Source organism: Ruegeria sp. R13_0 (genome assembly GCF_017743995.1).
In the GTDB taxonomy this organism is placed as follows: domain Bacteria; phylum Pseudomonadota; class Alphaproteobacteria; order Rhodobacterales; family Rhodobacteraceae; genus Ruegeria.
This window is the reverse complement of the sequence record NZ_JAGHRB010000008.1, coordinates 185,816-202,458: the sequence shown is the minus strand read 5'-3', so window position 1 is coordinate 202,458 and position 16,643 is coordinate 185,816. Positions and strand designations below refer to the sequence as shown.

The window sequence follows — 16,643 nt, the reverse complement described above, 5'->3', positions numbered from 1 at the left end:
CGTTTCAGTGCAACTATCGGCAAAGGAAGGACATTTCTCAAGGCTTTTGATTGCCGCGCTCATGCTGGCACCAATGATGCTCTGGTTTCGGTTGACTTGCAGGCATCGTCGGGACACAGCTTGGCTACGATGCGTATTCTCATTTTGATTTTTTGCCTTGCCATCCAGCCCCTGGCAGCCAACGCGCAAGATCGCGCCAAGGTTGAGCGTCAGTTTCAAAACTGGTTGCAGGAAACGGTGTGGCCGCAAGCCCGCGCCAAAGGTGTTTCGCGCCAGACCATGACACGAGCGCTGTCCGGCGTGACATTGAAATGGGATCTTCCCGATCTGGTGCCGCCGGGAAGCCCTCCACAGTCTTCAAAGCCACAATCGCAGGCCGAATTCGGAGCGCCTGCGCGTTATTTCAAAGCCGGCTCTTTGCAGGGCGCGACTGCTCAGGGGCGCAAAATGGCCAAACGGCACGCGGCGGTACTTGCCCGTGTCGAGGCCGAAACTGGCGTTCCGTCCCGTATCATCCTCGCCATCTGGGGACGTGAAAGCGGCTATGGCCAAGTGGCGATCCCACACAACGCGTTCCAGGTCCTCGCGACAAAAGGGTTCATGAGCACCCGCTCGCAGTATTTCACGGCCGAGTTGCTGGCTGCCTTGCAAATCGCAGAAGCAGGGCATTTGAACGGCCGCGAGATGAAAAGCAGTTGGGCCGGAGCGCTGGGGCAGCCGCAGTTCATGCCCTCGAGTTTTCTGACTTACGCCGTGGACGGAGACGGCGATGCCAGCGCAGATATCTGGCAATCCGAAGAGGACACGATCGCCTCGATCGCTAACTACCTGGCTCAACACGGATGGATTTCGGGCCGTGATTGGGGGTTTGAGGTTGTTGTGCCTGATACAGTCAGCTGCGCGCTGGAGGGGCCTGATCAGGGGCGCGCAATCGAGGAATGGGCCTCTATGGGGATCACGCGAACATCGGGCCGCCCGTTTCCAGCCCATGAATTGCCCGCCCAGGGGTTCCTGATGATGCCCGCAGGTCGAACCGGACCTGCGTTTTTGGTGACGCAGAATTTCTATGTCCTGAAAAAATACAACAAGAGCGATCTATACGCCCTGTTCGTGGGTCATGTCGGGGATCGGATTGCATTCGGCGTCGGAGACTTCACGGCGCGCTGGGGTGAAGTTGACCCGCTATACCGATCAGAAATTGCAGCGATGCAAAGAGAGTTGGAACGCCTTGGCCATGATGTCGGCGGTGCAGATGGGCTGCCAGGTTTCAAAACGCGACGCTCAATCGGACGCTGGCAGAAAACGCAAGGTCGGGCCGAGACGTGTTTCCCTGACAATTCGCTTGTCTCTGAACTTGGGCAGTAACCACGCCTAGCCTAAGTCAACAATGTTTGTTTTTCACGACTATCGTTGCTTATTTTGGCCCAATTGGCAGGCTTGCCCAAATTGGCTTGATGCACGGCCTCTCTATTGACCGGAGATGTCGCACAGGCTTGGCGCGGCTGTTTAGAATCAACCCGTTATGGATACATCGCCCAGAACTCGATACTGGAGTGCTTCAACTAAGCGGCCTCCAGGCTTGAGGTAACAGCCCCAGAAACCAGAAACTGGCAACATAACTGTCTTTTGACTTGCTGTTCCCGCCATGGCACGATCTGACCGATTTAAGCTCAGGCCCTTCGGGTAATATTGAATGATCCGGCCCCAAAGCCTAAGAGGAATAACCCGACCGGTTTCGACCATAAGGGGCAACTAGATTGAGAGGCACTATGACACGCAAGGTCACCAAGGCGATTTTCCCCGTAGCAGGACTTGGAACACGCTTTTTGCCCGCGACGAAATCCGTCCCGAAAGAGATCATGACGCTGGTTGACCGCCCTCTGGTCCAGTACGCCATCGACGAAGCCCGCGCTGCTGGGATCACCGAGTTCATATTTGTCACGTCCCGCGGGAAATCCGCGCTTGAGGATTATTTCGACCATAACCTCGTTCTGGAACAAGAGCTGAAAGCCAAAGGCAAAGACAAACTGCTGGATACGCTCAATGCGACAAACATGGAAAGCGGCGCCATCGCTTATATCCGCCAGCACAAGGCGCTTGGGCTTGGCCACGCGGTCTGGTGCGCGCGCCGTCTGATCGGGGATGAGCCTTTCGCCGTCATGCTGCCCGATGACGTCATCGCCGCCGACAAGCCCTGTTTGCAGCAGATGATCGAAGCTTATGAAGAAACCGGCGGCAATATGGTTGCCGCGATGGAGGTTCCGCCAGAAAAAACCAGCTCTTACGGGGTGTTGGATGTGGGTGACAATGTGGGCACGGTCGTGCGTACGCGCGGCATGGTCGAAAAGCCCAAGCCTGAGGATGCGCCCTCAAACCTCGCAGTCATCGGCCGTTATGTGCTTGGGCCGTCAGTTCTGTACAATTTGAACCAAAAGAAGAAAGGCAGCGGTGGAGAGATCCAGCTGACCGACGCCATCGCCGAAGATATCCGCAACGGTGTTCCTGTCTTTGGATACAAATTTGACGGTCAACGCTTCGACTGCGGATCGAAAGCTGGATTCCTGCAGGCGACGGTTGCATTTGCCTTGGCCCGTGATGATCTGCGCGACGACCTGAGCGCGTATCTGCACGACCTTGTCTCGGCTGAGAAAGCTGCCCAGTAAACGGGCGATAAGACACAGAAATGAAAGACGCTGCGCGATCATGACAACCGTATACCCAGTAATTCTATGCGGGGGGTCTGGAACCCGTTTGTGGCCGCTCTCGCGGAAAAGCTATCCCAAGCAGTTTGTGCCTTTGCTGGGCGAAAACAGCCTGTTGCAGGATTGCGCCCTCAGAATGCGTGGGCCAGAAGCTGCGCCTTACGCCAAACCTGTAGTCCTCACGAATGAGGCCTTTCGGTTCGTCGTGCCGGAGCAATTGACCGAGATTGGCATAGACCCCGGCCCGGTTCTGATCGAACCCGAAGGACGCAACACTGCACCCGCCGTTCTGGCCGCAGCCTTGTTCCTGAATGAAATCGACCCGGATGCGGTTATGTTGGTGGCTCCATCTGACCACGTGGTCCCCGATTCCAGCGCCTTTCACGACGCGGTCTCTGAGGGTTTGCGCGCGATTGCCGAGCGTGGTGATCTGCTGACCTTCGGCATCACTCCGGATCGGCCGGAAACCGGCTATGGCTACCTGAAATTGAGCCAAACGCCCGAAACCTGCGCGGTGCCTCTGGATCGGTTCGTTGAAAAGCCCGATCTTGAAACCGCCGAATCCATGCTGGCCGATGGCAGCTATCTGTGGAACTCGGGCATCTTCCTGTTCGCCGTTCGCGACATCATCACCGCATTCGAACAACACGCCCCTGCCCTGATGAGCCCTGTCAAAAACGCTGTCGAAAACGCCAAAAGTGACCTTGGCTTCCTCAGACTGGATGCCGAGGCGTGGTCTGAGGTCGAAGATATCTCGATCGACTATGCAGTGATGGAAAAAGCGAACAACCTGAGCGTTGTGCCCTATGCGGCTGGTTGGTCGGATGTCGGCAGTTGGTCCGCGGTGCAAGAGTTGACCCATCCCGACTCAGATAGCGTCGCGACATCCGGCGAAGTCACGGCGATTGACTGTCAAAACGTGCTAGTCCGCTCGGAATCTCCGGCGCAGGAGGTTGTAGCGCTGGGTTTGCAGGACGTGATCGCCGTCGCCATGCCCGACGCGGTTCTGGTCGCCAGCATGGACAAGGCGCAGGATGTCAAAAAGGCCGTGACCGCGCTGAAGGCCAAAGGTGCGAAACAGGCCGAATCCCTGCCCGTGGATCACCGCCCTTGGGGCTGGTTCGAAAGCCTGGTGATCGGCGACCGGTTTCAGGTCAAGCGCATCCACGTCCATCCCGGCGCGGCGCTTAGCCTGCAGTCGCATCACCATCGGTCCGAACACTGGATCGTGGTGGAGGGCACCGCCAAGGTCACAATCGACGAGGAAGAGCGTCTGGTTTCCGAAAATCAGTCTGTCTACATTCCTTTGGGTGCGGTCCATCGGATGGAAAACCCCGGCAAGGTGCCCATGGTGCTGATCGAGGTCCAGACAGGCACGTATCTGGGTGAGGATGACATCATCCGCTATGAAGACATTTACTCACGCAGTTAAACTGTTTGAATTCAGCTTCTTGCACGAGATTCAGGTGAAAAGGTAAACAGAAACACCTCCGGGCGTTCGCTTCGGTCAGACAGAATTCACGCGTCCTGCGGCAGGGTGGCGCGCAACGAAATGTCGGACCGACAGCCTAAGGAGGACGCCCGTGTCTCAGACCTCACCCCGATTGAACCTGCCGTTTCTGCAGCCGTCTCAGGCTCAGAAACATGTCACCCATAACGAGGCCCTGCGCCAGTTGGACCTCGTGGTGCAGCTGAGCGTTGTGTCGACCAGCAGCACAAATCCACCCACCACACCGGAACAGGGTGAGATTCATGGGCTGGGCGCGAACCCGATCGGGGATTGGGACGGTCATGCGGGTGAATTGGCTGCCTGGATTGATACCGCTTGGCATTTCCTGACCCCGCAGACAGGCTGGCGCGCCTGGGATCAGGCCGACGGACATATGAAACTGTGGGATGGCAGCGGGTGGGTCAACCCTCCGGTTGAGACGTCGAACTTGCCCGGTTTAGGCGTTGCCACAGGCTATGACAGCACCAACCGCCTATCCGTTCGTGGCCCTGCAACCTTGCTGAGCCATGAGGGTGGAGGCCACCAGCTGAAGATCAACAAGTCCGGCTCTGGCGAAACTGCGTCGCTGCTGTTTCAATCCAACTGGACGGGTCACGCCGAGATGGGCCTTTCCGGCAGCACCGGGTTCTCGATCAAAGTGTCACCGGATGGTGGCAGTTGGACAGACGCCCTGCGGCTTGATCCCGCCACGGGTATCGCCAGCGGCGCCGCCGTTCAAAACAGCCCGACGGATACCACGGCTGGGCGCTTGATGCGGGCCGACTATGGGTACGGACCCGGCAATCTGCTGGGGTCGGTGTCGGAAAACGCGGGCGCTCCGACGGGTGCAGTGATCGAACGCGGCAGCACCGCAACGGGCGACTATGTCCGCTTCGCAGACGGCACTCAGATTTGTACCGCAACCCTGACCGCCACAGGTTGTACCATTGCTGAAGGCGCGCTTTTCGCTAGCAACACGGAGACGTGGACCTTCCCGGTCGTTTTCGCGGCGACCCCGTCTGTCAGCGGCAGCGGTGGCAGCGCGGGCCGGTTCGTTGGGGCCGACGAACCTTCGACCAGTCAGGTCGTTTGCAAGGTTCTTTCCACCACATCAGATGCCACAGCCCGCGCGCCGTCTCTGACCGCGATTGGACGTTGGTTCTGAGGGAATTGGCCCGGACCTTGGGGTTCGGGCCTCTATTTCGCGCGAAGATCGCCCTGAGACTGTTCAAGAAACCAAGCGTAGGTTTCGCGAATACCGTCCTCAAGCCCGATCGAGGCCGTCCATCCCATATCCGCCAGACGTGACACATCCATCAACTTGCGAAGGGTCCCGTCGGGCTTTGAGGTATCCTGCGTGATCCGCCCCTTGAAGCCCGTGACCTGCGCCACCAGCGCCGCAAGTTCGCCAATCGAGATGTCAGACCCGCACCCGACGTTGATATGGCTGAGCATCGGCTGCGTGTTAGCCTCGTAGACGTCACGCGGAAGGTCCAGCACGAACAGAGACGCCTCGGCCATGTCATCCACGTGCAGGAATTCACGGCGGGGTTTGCCGGTACCCCAGATCACCACCTCATCCAAACCGTCCCGCTGCGCTTCGTGGAAACGGCGGATCAGGGCGGGCAGCACATGGCTGTTTTCGGGGTGGAAATTGTCGCCCGGCCCATAGAGATTGGTCGGCATGACCGAGCGATAATCCACCCCGTGCTGCCGGTTGTAGCTTTCGCACAACTTGATCCCAGCGATCTTGGCCACCGCGTAGGGTTCGTTGGTGGGTTCCAGAATACCCGTCAGCAGGGCGTCTTCGCGCATCGGCTGTGCCGCCTCACGCGGGTAGATGCAAGAGCTGCCAAGCTGGAGTAGGTGTTTGACTCCGGCCTCAAATGCCTGATGGATCACGTTGCATTCGATCATCAGGTTTTTGTAAATAAAATCAGCTGGGTAGGTATTGTTGGCATGAATACCACCCACCTTGGCCGCAGCCAGCACAACCACATCGGGTTTCTCAGCCTGCATGAAGGCGCGTACCGCAGCTTGATCGGTCAAATCCAGTTCGGAATGCGTGCGGGTGATCAGGGTCAGGGCCTCTCCAGCCGCCTGCCGATCCTGCAATTTGCGCAGGATGGCTCCGCCAACCATGCCACGGTGCCCTGCTACGTAGATTTTGCGCATGGTTGAGTCCTCAGCCGTTTTCCAAGCTCACGGGCATCTCATATCCGTGTTGCTTCAACAGAGCGTGGCGCTGGGCTGTCTTGAGGTCTTCGCGCACCATCTCTTCGCACATGTCCTGTACCGTCAACTCGGGCACCCAGCCCAGTTTCTGCTTGGCTTTGGACGGATCACCCAACAGAGTCTCCACCTCAGCCGGACGGAAGTAGCGGGGGTTGATCCGCATCACGACATCCCCAGGCTTCAGCGCCGGAGCCTTGTCGCCCTCTACAGCTTTGACGGTTGCAATTTCATCAACGCCTTCGCCGGTGAATTCCAGCGTCACGCCCAGCTCGGCGGCGGACCATTCGATGAACTGACGCACGGAATATTGCACCCCGGTCGCGATCACGAAATCCTCGGGCGTGTCCTGCTGCAGCATCAGCCACTGCATGCGGACATAGTCCTTTGCATGGCCCCAGTCCCGCAGGCTGTCGATATTGCCCATATGCAAGCAATCTTCGAGACCCTGCGCAATATTCGCCAGGCCGCGCGTGATTTTACGGGTCACGAAGGTCTCACCCCGGCGCGGGCTTTCGTGGTTGAACAGGATGCCGTTGCAGGCATACATCCCGTAGGCCTCACGATAATTCACGGTAATCCAGTAGGAATAAAGCTTGGCCACAGCATAGGGCGAGCGCGGGTGGAACGGCGTGGTCTCGCGTTGAGGTGTTTCCTGCACCAGCCCATAAAGCTCGGAAGTGGAGGCCTGATAGAAGCGGCACTTCTCCTCCAGTCCCAGAAACCGGATCGCTTCGAGAAGACGCAGCGTCCCAATCGCATCCACGTCAGCCGTGTACTCGGGGGACTCGAAGCTGACCGCCACATGCGATTGGGCCCCGAGGTTGTAGACCTCATCAGGCTGCACCTGCTGGATGATCCGTGTCAGGTTGGACGTGTCGCTCAGATCGCCATAGTGCAGATGCAGTTTGGGGTTCGGCTCGTGCGGGTCCTGATAGATATGGTCGATCCGCTGCGTGTTGAACGAGGAAGCACGCCGCTTGATCCCATGCACCTCATAACCTTTTTCAAGCAGAAACTCGGCCAGATACGATCCGTCCTGACCGGTAATGCCGGTGATCAATGCCGTTTTGGTCATAACTGTGCCTCGTTTCCACAAATGCGTCTGTTTGACGTCTCAAAAACAGCAAGAGCGTATGGAATGCAACCCAAGGCGACAATCTGGCATTGCACCTGACCACGTTTTCTTTGATTGTGCAGGCGCATTTCGGCCGAGACAAAAAAAAGGAATTCGAGCTTGCGTATTGCGATGATCGGCACCGGCTATGTGGGTTTGGTGTCAGGGGTGTGTTTTTCGGATTTCGGCCATGATGTCATCTGTGTCGACAAGTCCGAGCAGAAAATCCAGATGCTGCAAGCCGGTGAGGTTCCGATTTATGAGCCGGGGCTGGACACCCTCATGGCCAAGAATGTGGCCGCCGGGCGGCTTAGTTTTACGACCAACCTGCAAGACGCCGTTGACGAAGCGGATGCGGTTTTCATCGCCGTCGGCACACCGACGCGACGCGGTGACGGTCACGCCGATCTAACCTATGTGATGGCTGCAGCTGAAGAGATCGCCAATGCGCTGACCGACTATGCTGTGATTGTGACAAAATCCACCGTGCCCGTCGGCACCAACCGGAAGGTGCAGCAGGTCGTCTCCGCCGCCAACCCGAATGCGCAGTTCGATGTTGCCTCGAACCCGGAATTCCTGCGCGAAGGGGCTGCGATCGACGACTTCATGCGTCCTGACCGGGTTGTGGTCGGCGTGGAAAACGACCGCGCTGCCGAGGTCATGGCCGAGATCTATCGCCCGCTCTATCTGAGAGATTTCCCGATTCTGACCACCGATCTGGAAAGCGCCGAGATGATCAAATACGCCGCCAACGCCTTCCTCGCGACGAAGATCACCTTCATCAACGAGATCGCTGGCCTGTGCGAGAAGGTGGGCGCCGACGTCAAAGAGGTGTCGCGCGGAATCGGGCTGGATGGTCGGATCGGCAATAAATTCCTGCATGCGGGGCCCGGCTATGGCGGATCGTGTTTTCCGAAAGATACCGCCGCTCTGGCCCGGATCGGACAGGAACACGCTCATCCGATGCAGATCACCGAGGCCGTGATCCGCGTTAATGACGCCGTGAAAAAGCGAATGATCGACAAGATCCGCGACGCTTGCGACGACAGTTTCAACCGCAAGACCGTGACGGTGCTGGGGGTGACGTTCAAACCCAACACCGACGATATGCGCGATGCCCCGTCCCTGACCATCATTCCGGCCTTGATCGGCGGCGGGGCCAAAGTGCGCGTGGTCGACCCGCAAGGCCGTGCCGAGGGCGAGGCGCTGCTGCCCGGCGTGGATTGGTGTGATGACCCATACGCGGCGGCCAAAGATGCCGACGTCGTTGTTCTTCTGACCGAATGGAACGAGTTCCGCGCCTTGAACCTAAGCGAACTTGGCGGAGCGATGAAGACGCCGCGCATGGTGGATCTGCGCAACGTCTATTCTCAGGACAGTGTCGAAAAAGCGGGTTTTGAAACATATGTGGGGGTCGGGCGTTAACCGCCCACCTCAACCTGCATAGAGCGGAACCGACGCGTCTGCCCCTTCGGCCAGTGCTTTGCTCTGATCCCGCCGTACTTGCTCATACGTTGTTAATGCATCGGATGAGAACAATTCTGTAGGTGCTTGAACCGGCACGAAATTGCTGTGTTTGTCCGAGCCTCTCGCCAGCAGCGCATAGTCCCGGTCCGCCACCAGCTGTTGTGCTCCGGGACTGAGATAGCGGATAGCCAACCCAATCCGCCGGTCCTCGGACTGGTTCGGCCCTGACCCGTGGATCGTCAGCCCGTGATGCAGCGACATCTGGCCGGGCGCGAGTTCGATATGGGTCTTGTCGATCTCGGCGACTTCGACGGCCACCTCTTGCCCGCGGGACAACAGGTTCGTTTCCGAATATGTATCGGTATGCGGCAAGATCGGGTTCTTGTGGCTGGCGCGCACGAAATCCATACACCCGCTACTTACCGTCGCCGGGGACAGAGCAATCCAGGCCGTGACCTGATCCGGCGTTTCCCCCATGCCCCAATAGGTCAGGTCTTGATGCATACCTACCGTTTGCACGGTGTTGGCTTCCTTGATGAAAAACTCGGCCGACCAGATCATGATATCAGGGCCCAGAACGCCCTCGACCACATCCAGAACACGAGGATCCTGCGCGATGCGCGCTGCCAACGGCATGACCAGATGCGCATTGACCCGCTTATAGGTGTTCAAAGGCAAGGGCAGATCAGCCTCCAGCCAGTCACTCTCAATCTGTTCCAGCTCGGTTCGGAAACCGGTGGCCTCGGCTTCGGAAAAGACGGAGAGAGGAAAGAGATAGCCATCCTCCCAATACTGGTCGGATTGTTGCTGCGTTAGAGTCGTCGCCATGGGGTCACCTATTCGCTGTATGTGCAAAGGGTATCCGCGAGTGGGCACGGGTCAAAACCAAACCTCTTGCCTGTCAGGGTAAGTCTAACTTAGCCTGTGCTACATGTTGCCTCGCATCCCATCCCTCAACTGGCTACGCGTGTTCGAAGCAGCCGCCCGTACAGAGAGCTTTTCCCGCGCAGCATCGCAGCTGAACATGTCGCCCGCTGCTGTCAGCCAACAGGTCAAGGCGCTTGAGACCCGTTTGGGCACGCCGCTATTTCACCGCCATGCCCATGCAGTCACGCTGACGGAAGCCGGACGTGCCTATCTGCCCTCGGTCCAGCAATCGCTACTGATGCTGGAAACGGCCACCACCGGGCTGTTCGGTGAGACCCGGGAACAGAGGTTATACGTTCAGTCAGTTCTGTTGTTTGCCTATGGTGTCCTGGCCAAAGGCCTTCCCGCGTTTCAGGCCACGCACCCTCAGATCAACCTTTCGCTGACCACTGGCAATGCGAATTCGGATTTCTCCAACCAGTTCACCGATCTACAAATCGTGTTTGGCAATCCCGCGCTGTTTGGCACAGAAGGAGATGAGTTGCTGCGCGAGGTTCTGTTTCCCGTCGCCTCGCCCGAGACTGCCTCCCAGATCCACACCCCGCAGGACCTGCTGCAATTCACCCTGATCGAAGTATCGACCCACCGCGCCAGCTGGCTCTATTGGTTCGAAGCGCTGCGTTTGCCGACAGGGCAGTCCCGGTTCTTCTTTGCCGACAACTCGATCATGGCGGCTGAGTTATCCGCCAGCGGGCTTGGGATCGCATTGGCCCGCGCGCCCGCATCTGACCGTATCATGGAGGGCTCAGGACTGGTGCCTTGCCTGCCCGACCTTCAGGTCAGCGGGCAAGAGGCCTATCACCTGATCTATCCCTCTCGTACAGACTTGCGCCGGCCGGCCCGCCTGTTTCGCGACTGGCTGCTGGACTACAGCGCCGCCGTCCAAACGCGGTAACGCCCCTGACCGGTGACTTCGCGGACCAAACCGCGGCGGGTAAAACGGTCGATGTTACGCTGTACTGCAGCCCGCGAGGCCTGAGTCAACTCTTCGGCCAGAGGAGCCGACACCATGGGCCAGGCCCGTAAGGCGTCGATTAGCAAAGGTGGCGTCCGACCGCTGAGGTCGGCTGTTGCCTCCTTCGCCCGCGCCTCCCACGCATTGATCCGGTCCAGATGCAACAAGGCTGCGAGCGCCGCCTGTCCGGCCCCGCGAATCCAGGCGGACAGTTTTTCCTCAGGCGATCCGACTCCACGCAGCGCGCCCGGCCCGGACAGGGCCAGCGGCATGAAAAGCGCCCCGCCCCGCCCCATCGAGGCCGCATGCCGCGCGGCAATGACGGCCGCTTCCGTATCCTGACCGGGGCCTTGAGAGACTGCGCGCCATGCATGAAAGGCGATCGCGGCCTGAGTGACGGGGTGCAGCGCCTCGACACTGCGCATCACGTCCGACAGGTCTGCAATGGCCTCCGGCACCTCTTCGATCCCTTGCGCCATCCGGTCAAGGAAGGCGGTTAGCCCGGCCTCCCACCCGTCATGAGAAGGGGCCGCGCCGGACGACAGGCGGCGCACCGCCCACCCTGCCCGGAACAAGGCTTGCACATCATCACCCGTTGCTCCGATCCGCAGACTTGTCCAGAGCGCCAGACGTTCGACACTGATCCGGTCACCCGTCCACCAACCCAGGTCGGAGACATCCATCAAGGCCAGACGGTGGGTCCACCCTTCGGGCCCCGCCCGCAGCCGCTCATCCAGCGCGCCAAAGGTCACCGCCAGATCGGCAAGCTCAGACGATAGCTCGGATTGCGCGGCTTGCCACTCTCTGGGATCGAACAATTGCCGCTGATCTGCCCGAGGGCCAGGGGTCAGGAAGTCATCCTGTGGCGCGTCTTCCTCGGGCGGGAGAAACCAAAGATCATCCTCATCCTCGGGATCACCATCATAGATGCTGCGCGGCCCGAGGTCTTCGGCCTCATCATCGGGGTCGGATGTGACAGGTTTGGGCTTCATACCCGCATTCTTCGGCTATTTCCGACCACTCACAAGGGGCTTTCCATTTGGATGTCTAGGTTTCATCGGAAAATTCGCCCAAATGGCCGCTCTACCAAGCCCGGTCGCTGATCTAAACCTTAAGGCAGACTTATCCCTGACAGCCGCCCATCGCCCACCGGCGTAGGTTGACCTTCAAACCACCGCCAAACGGGTGCTGCTTGGCCACATTGCCTGCCGCTGGACGTTTGACATAGGTCTGAGCCTGATCGCACAGGGCCTCATGCGTCCACTGGTGGCAACTCGAACAATTCTGATCTTTCCACAACTCATCCGGCAACCCGTCAATCGGCGGGAACTGAGGCGAGCCTGCGACCAGTTCCTCGATCGACTTGCCCCGGACATGGGTGTTGCCGAAGGTCAGGATAGATTTCATGGTGACCGCTGCCCCTGCGTCGATGCTGCCCGAATTCTGCGCCTCGGGTGCTTCGACATTGGGTTCCGCCTTGCGAGTCACGGTCTCGCTTTCCAACTGCAGGGCCGCCAGTCGTTCGACCGCCTGATCCGCAAAGGCGCCGCTTGGGAAGCTGTGCAGATAGACTTCGTAGGAATGGATCGAATCGTCGACCTGCGCCAGTTCATACATCAAACGGTCCGTCTCGGTCGCTTCCGGAGCCTCTTGCGATGGCGTTGGCGTGGGCAGAGTTCCAAAGGACTCGGTCAAAATCGTCTGCAGCAGATCATTGGCCTGCGATGCATGAATACTGTCTGGATAGGCCCGCTGAAACAGCATGATCTTCACCGGATCACGACTGTTCACAGCTTCCTGCCACTGTTCTTCTTCGGTTTGTTCCGGTTTCGCGATCAGTGTTTCATTCGCACGTGCAAAGGCGAAATCCTGCGTCAATGACGAGGTATCCCAAGGCGTTTGCAGCCCCCGCGTTTCGCTGAGAACATCAACGCGCACCTTCTTGAACAATTGCTCAATCGCCATGCCGGGCGTGTCGATATGTTGCGCAAGGCTCAGCGTGAACGGGCTGTTGCCGGTTTCGCCATCCAACGCAACGCCGCCGGGATCGGTGGCATAGGCGAGAAAAGTGCCGGTCGGGGCTTTCATCTCGGCCAGACCGTTGTCATCCATGTCTGCCAGATCCTCGAACGGGTTGTTCCGGCAGGCATCCAGAATGACGATATTCGTTTTGTTGTTGGCCGAGGCCATCTGATGCAGGACCGAACGCGCCTCAACCGCCATCAGGTCCAGATCGGCCGGATCGGACAGCGACACATCCACGGGCAACAGATAGTTCGAACCGAAAGACTGCACCCCGTGACCCGCATAATAAAACAGGCCCACGGCGGTTTCGCCGCCCTTGCGTAGATCACGCCCAAACTGGGCAATGGCGCGCTTCATTTCGATCTGGGTGCTGTCGGACAGGTGCCGCACCTCGAACCCGAGCGCGGTCAGCTTCTCCGCCATCAGCCGCGCGTCGTTGATCGGATTGTCCAGGGCCGAAACCGAACCATAGTCGGAGTTTCCAACCACCAGCGCGATTCGCGGCTCGGCCCAGGCCGAACCGGTCCAGAGCAGTGCGGTCATCGCAAAAAGGGTTCTGAGTACGCGTTGCACCTTTGGTTCTTTGCCTTTTTCTGGTCTCATGGTCCGTGACCCCTTGGGCACCACTCAGCCCGGAAACACTCTGATACTGTTTTTTGGCTTTCTTATGGCCGTGGCCTGAAATATCCCAATTATAGTATCAAGACTAGGAAGAGGTTCACACATGCCGCGTTTAAACTTGGTGCGAAATGCTTTTGCTATAACGGCACTTGTATTTGCAAACACGGCGTGGGGTCAAAGCGCCGATCCGTTCGAACATGGATGGAAATTGGACGCCGAGGCCTCAGAACTGCAGTTTCTGTCGGTCAAAAAGAACTCGATTGCCGAAAATAGTGGTTTTGCAACTCTGACGGGCGTTATCAGCCCCGAAGGCGGTGCTGATATCCGGGTTCAGATGGACAGCGTAGATACCAAGATTGACCTGCGCAACGTGCGCATGCGGTTCCTGTTTTTCGAGACCTTTAACTTCCCCGAGGCTGTGATCACCGCCCAATTGCCGCCCGAACAGCTGGTGGATCTGCACCAGACCCGGCACAAGATCATCGACCTGCCCTATAGCCTATCCCTGCATGGGGTGAAAAAAGACAGCGTGGCGCAGGTGGCTATCACTCTGGTCGACAATGACCGGGTGGCTGTGGCCAATACGACACCGATTGCGATTGCCCTACCCGACTTTAACCTTGAGGGAGGACGCGGCAAGCTCGAAGAGGCTGCCGGTGTAGATATCCTGCCCTTCGGCTTTGTCAGCTTCGGGTTCGTATTCGACCGTGCCCAACCCGGCACGCCGCCTCAGCTTGAGGTCGCCTCGGCCACGCCGGGGGCTGCTGCGCTGGAGACCAAGGGTGATCTGGATCGTGAGGCCTGTGAAGGTCGGATGGAGATCCTGTCGCGCACCGGCAATATCTACTTCAACTCGGGCAGTGCGCGGCTGACCAATGACTCGATTCCACTGCTGAGCAATCTGCATGACATTGTCGACCGTTGCCCGGACCTGAAGATCGAGATCGGCGGGCACACGGACAGCGATGGCTCGGATGAGGCCAACCGTGTTCTCAGCGAACGTCGTGCACAGGCGGTCAACACCTATCTGGTCGATCAGGGGATCGCTCCGGAACGTCTATTAACGGTTGGTTATGGCGAAAGCCGCCCGGTTGTGTCGAATGACACCGCAGACGGCAAGCGCCGCAATCGGCGGATTGAGTTTGTGCCCGTCAACTAGACTCAGTTCTCGGCCAGAATGATCGGGTCGAACCCACCGCTGCGCCATTGCCGCAGGGCCGAAATGAAATTCGGCCCCGGCACGCCGTCGATGGAGCTGTTGTAGTAGCCCGCCTTTTGCAGCAGCCGTTGAACCTCCATCAGGGTGTCGCGCGACCATTGGTCTGAGGCGAGGGATAGCTGATCGAGGATCGCTCCGTTATCCTCAGCGGTTCCGCGCAGAAGCATCCGCGCGGCCTCAAGCGGATCGCGCGGCACACCGCGCCCTTCGTCCAGAAGGATCGCTGCCGCCAGATAGCCCTGATATTCACCATCACGCGCTGCTTTCTGGAAGTAGCCCAATGCCTGCTCGGGTTCGCCGGCAGCACCATCTTGCGCCAGCACGCCAAGATTGAACGTCGCCTTGGCCGATCCCCCGTCAGCGGCTTGCTGTAAAAGCGCGACGGCGCGTGCGTCATCTTTGGGAACGATCTGACCTTCAAACAGGGTAACGGCGAGGTTGATCATGGCATCGGCGCTGCCCCCTTCCGCCGCGCGCTCATACAAGTCCAGCGCTGTGCCCATGTCCTGAGGGACGCCGGTGCCGCTTTCATGCAGTTGCGCCAAGGATACCATCGCCCGCAAGTCCCCTTCGGCAGCAGCCTGTTTGTAGAGGGTCACGGCTCGTTCCACATCCCCCGCTGCAATCGTCGCTCGCGCTAACAGTGCCACATAGTGCGACAGCTCTGGCGACTGGGCCGCCGCCGCGCTGCAGGCCTGAATGGCGGTCAGCGCGTTTTCCTGCAACCGGCTGAAAGGAACGCCGGTAATACTGGCCGTCCGGTCGCGAGGATGGGTCGCGAGCCGCTCACAAATGCCGCCCGGCGTGCTGTCCTCGGGCCTTGGGATTGATGCGATCAGCCGCTGCGCCTGCGCGGCGTGGCTGCCATCGGGGTATTGCTCTAGGTAAAACTCCAGCAGAGGCCGCATCCGGCTGCGTTGAGCCAGTTTCCAAAGACGCTCGGCCTGTTCGTCCTGGTCTTCGACGCTCAGCGCACGGGTCTGGGTGCCGCCCTGCCCGGCCTCATCCAGAAACGCAACAACCTCAGTGGCATGCGCGCCCTGTGGGTAGCGGTCAATATAGAGCTGCATCAGAGAGGCATCCTGCGCATTGGCCGCCACCTGCCACAGCAAGGTCTCTTCTGATGCTGTCACCGGGCTGTTGTCGAACCGGAATTGCCGCGTCAGCGAGGAATTGTCCCACGGGATCTGCCGCCCGCCAGTCGCCGCCAGAACATCCTTGCGGACCGAGATCAGCAGGTCCGAGATATCCTGTCCCGGCGTGTAAATATGGCTCAGCAGCGCTTCGGTAAAAAAACTGTTCCGCCCGGTACCGTCGAAGGCCACGTTGTCGGGCTGTGTGGCGTAGGCGAATAGGAAATCGGCGGCGCTGCCGACACGGGCCAGACCTTCGTCGACGCTCAGCACACCATCTTCGAACGGGTTGTCGCGGCAGGCGTCCAGAAACACCAATCGAATGCCGTCGGACCGTTCCATCCGCGAAACGAACTCCTCCATAGCTACGGTCTGTTCAGGAATATCCGCAGCACTGGTCAGGTTGGCATCGACCGGAACCAGATAATTGCGCCCGTCGACCTGAAAGCCGTGGCCTGCATAAAACAGCAAAGAGACATCAGAATCCGCAGCGGTCGCGCCATAGGATTCAGCCAGAGACAGCATCTCATACCTGTTCAAATCGGTGCCGAGAAAAACGTCGAACCCCAGCCCCTCAAGCGCGATGGCCAGATCCGAGGCATCGTTGATCGGATTGTCGAGCGCCCCGACGGTCTGGTAATCCGAGTTCCCGATGATCAGCGCCACGCGTTTGTCTGCCAACGCCGCGAGGGCGCTGAACAGGGTCAAAAGCATGGCCGCGCAAAGACGGATCAGGAACATGGGCGCAGAGCCTCC

Annotated in this window: 13 protein-coding genes; 7 read left to right on the top strand and 6 right to left on the bottom strand. The window is 59.0% G+C overall.

Annotated elements, in window-relative coordinates:
- Window positions 1-129: 129 nt before the first annotated feature.
- The 4 genes from J7394_RS12525 to J7394_RS12510 all read left to right on the top strand — a co-directional run bounded on the left by J7394_RS12525 (window position 130) and on the right by J7394_RS12510 (window position 5,356).
- A complete protein-coding gene (locus tag J7394_RS12525; protein WP_209253452.1) occupies window positions 130-1,365 on the top strand; it encodes a lytic murein transglycosylase in 1,236 nt (411 codons plus the stop codon).
- A 404-nt stretch (window positions 1,366-1,769) separates the two neighbouring features.
- Window positions 1,770-2,663 carry a UTP--glucose-1-phosphate uridylyltransferase GalU gene (gene galU, locus J7394_RS12520; protein WP_170639686.1) on the top strand — a complete coding sequence of 298 codons (894 nt, stop codon included), beginning with the start codon at window positions 1,770-1,772 and terminating at the stop codon, window positions 2,661-2,663.
- Between the two features lie 40 nt (window positions 2,664-2,703).
- Complete coding sequence (locus J7394_RS12515) at window positions 2,704-4,134, top strand: mannose-1-phosphate guanylyltransferase/mannose-6-phosphate isomerase (RefSeq protein ID WP_209253450.1); 1,431 nt, start codon at window positions 2,704-2,706, stop codon at window positions 4,132-4,134.
- 151 nt (window positions 4,135-4,285) lie between these two features.
- Complete coding sequence (locus tag J7394_RS12510; RefSeq protein ID WP_209253448.1) at window positions 4,286-5,356, top strand: DUF2793 domain-containing protein; 1,071 nt, start codon at window positions 4,286-4,288, stop codon at window positions 5,354-5,356.
- A 32-nt stretch (window positions 5,357-5,388) separates the two neighbouring features.
- On the opposite strand, the gene J7394_RS12505 is transcribed toward J7394_RS12510, so the two are convergent.
- Together J7394_RS12505 and gmd are read right to left on the bottom strand one after the other, a co-directional pair.
- Complete coding sequence (locus tag J7394_RS12505; protein ID WP_209253446.1) at window positions 5,389-6,366, bottom strand: GDP-L-fucose synthase; 978 nt, start codon at window positions 6,364-6,366, stop codon at window positions 5,389-5,391.
- Between the two features lie 10 nt (window positions 6,367-6,376).
- Window positions 6,377-7,501 carry a GDP-mannose 4,6-dehydratase gene (gene gmd, locus J7394_RS12500; protein WP_209253444.1) on the bottom strand — a complete coding sequence of 375 codons (1,125 nt, stop codon included), beginning with the start codon at window positions 7,499-7,501 and terminating at the stop codon, window positions 6,377-6,379.
- 159 nt (window positions 7,502-7,660) lie between these two features.
- Between gmd and J7394_RS12495 the strand changes: the two genes are divergently transcribed.
- Entirely contained in the window at window positions 7,661-8,965 is a 1,305-nt protein-coding gene (locus tag J7394_RS12495) for a UDP-glucose/GDP-mannose dehydrogenase family protein (RefSeq protein ID WP_209253442.1), read from the top strand.
- 9 nt (window positions 8,966-8,974) lie between these two features.
- Here J7394_RS12495 and J7394_RS12490 read toward each other — a convergent pair whose 3' ends face one another.
- Entirely contained in the window at window positions 8,975-9,835 is an 861-nt protein-coding gene (locus tag J7394_RS12490; protein WP_209253441.1) for a phytanoyl-CoA dioxygenase family protein, read from the bottom strand.
- Window positions 9,836-9,938: 103 nt separating this feature from the next.
- Between J7394_RS12490 and J7394_RS12485 the strand changes: the two genes are divergently transcribed.
- Window positions 9,939-10,829: a LysR family transcriptional regulator gene (locus J7394_RS12485; protein WP_209253440.1), complete on the top strand. Its 891-nt coding sequence runs from the start codon at window positions 9,939-9,941 to the stop codon at window positions 10,827-10,829.
- On the opposite strand, the gene J7394_RS12480 is transcribed toward J7394_RS12485, so the two are convergent.
- Window positions 10,802-11,881, bottom strand: coding sequence for a helix-turn-helix domain-containing protein (locus J7394_RS12480; protein WP_209253439.1), 1,080 nt, complete (start codon window positions 11,879-11,881; stop codon window positions 10,802-10,804). The two genes, J7394_RS12485 and J7394_RS12480, sit on opposite strands and share 28 nt — an antisense overlap.
- A 130-nt stretch (window positions 11,882-12,011) precedes the next feature.
- Complete coding sequence (locus J7394_RS12475; RefSeq protein WP_247748192.1) at window positions 12,012-13,517, bottom strand: caspase domain-containing protein; 1,506 nt, start codon at window positions 13,515-13,517, stop codon at window positions 12,012-12,014.
- A gap of 121 nt (window positions 13,518-13,638) precedes the next feature.
- Between J7394_RS12475 and J7394_RS12470 the strand changes: the two genes are divergently transcribed.
- Window positions 13,639-14,694, top strand: a complete 1,056-nt coding sequence (locus tag J7394_RS12470) for an OmpA family protein (protein ID WP_209253438.1) — start codon at window positions 13,639-13,641, stop codon at window positions 14,692-14,694.
- Window positions 14,695-14,696: 2 nt separating this feature from the next.
- On the opposite strand, the gene J7394_RS12465 is transcribed toward J7394_RS12470, so the two are convergent.
- Window positions 14,697-16,628, bottom strand: a complete 1,932-nt coding sequence (locus J7394_RS12465) for a caspase family protein (protein WP_209253437.1) — start codon at window positions 16,626-16,628, stop codon at window positions 14,697-14,699.
- Between the last annotated feature and the right edge of the window lie 15 nt (window positions 16,629-16,643).

Bases quoted from the DNA above. Each gene is read 5' to 3' on its own strand.
- J7394_RS12525 (WP_209253452.1), top strand. From the start codon at position 130: ATGCGTATTCTCATTTTGATTTTTTGCCTTGCCATCCAGCCCCTGGCA.
- galU (WP_170639686.1), top strand. From the start codon at position 1,770: ATGACACGCAAGGTCACCAAGGCGATTTTCCCCGTAGCAGGACTTGGA.
- J7394_RS12515 (WP_209253450.1), top strand. From the start codon at position 2,704: ATGACAACCGTATACCCAGTAATTCTATGCGGGGGGTCTGGAACCCGT.
- J7394_RS12505 (WP_209253446.1), bottom strand. From the start codon at position 6,366: ATGCGCAAAATCTACGTAGCAGGGCACCGTGGCATGGTTGGCGGAGCC.
- gmd (WP_209253444.1), bottom strand. From the start codon at position 7,501: ATGACCAAAACGGCATTGATCACCGGCATTACCGGTCAGGACGGATCG.
- J7394_RS12490 (WP_209253441.1), bottom strand. From the start codon at position 9,835: ATGGCGACGACTCTAACGCAGCAACAATCCGACCAGTATTGGGAGGAT.
- J7394_RS12485 (WP_209253440.1), top strand. From the start codon at position 9,939: ATGTTGCCTCGCATCCCATCCCTCAACTGGCTACGCGTGTTCGAAGCA.
- J7394_RS12480 (WP_209253439.1), bottom strand. From the start codon at position 11,881: ATGAAGCCCAAACCTGTCACATCCGACCCCGATGATGAGGCCGAAGAC.
- J7394_RS12475 (WP_247748192.1), bottom strand. From the start codon at position 13,517: ATGAGACCAGAAAAAGGCAAAGAACCAAAGGTGCAACGCGTACTCAGA.
- J7394_RS12470 (WP_209253438.1), top strand. From the start codon at position 13,639: ATGCCGCGTTTAAACTTGGTGCGAAATGCTTTTGCTATAACGGCACTT.
- J7394_RS12465 (WP_209253437.1), bottom strand. From the start codon at position 16,628: ATGTTCCTGATCCGTCTTTGCGCGGCCATGCTTTTGACCCTGTTCAGC.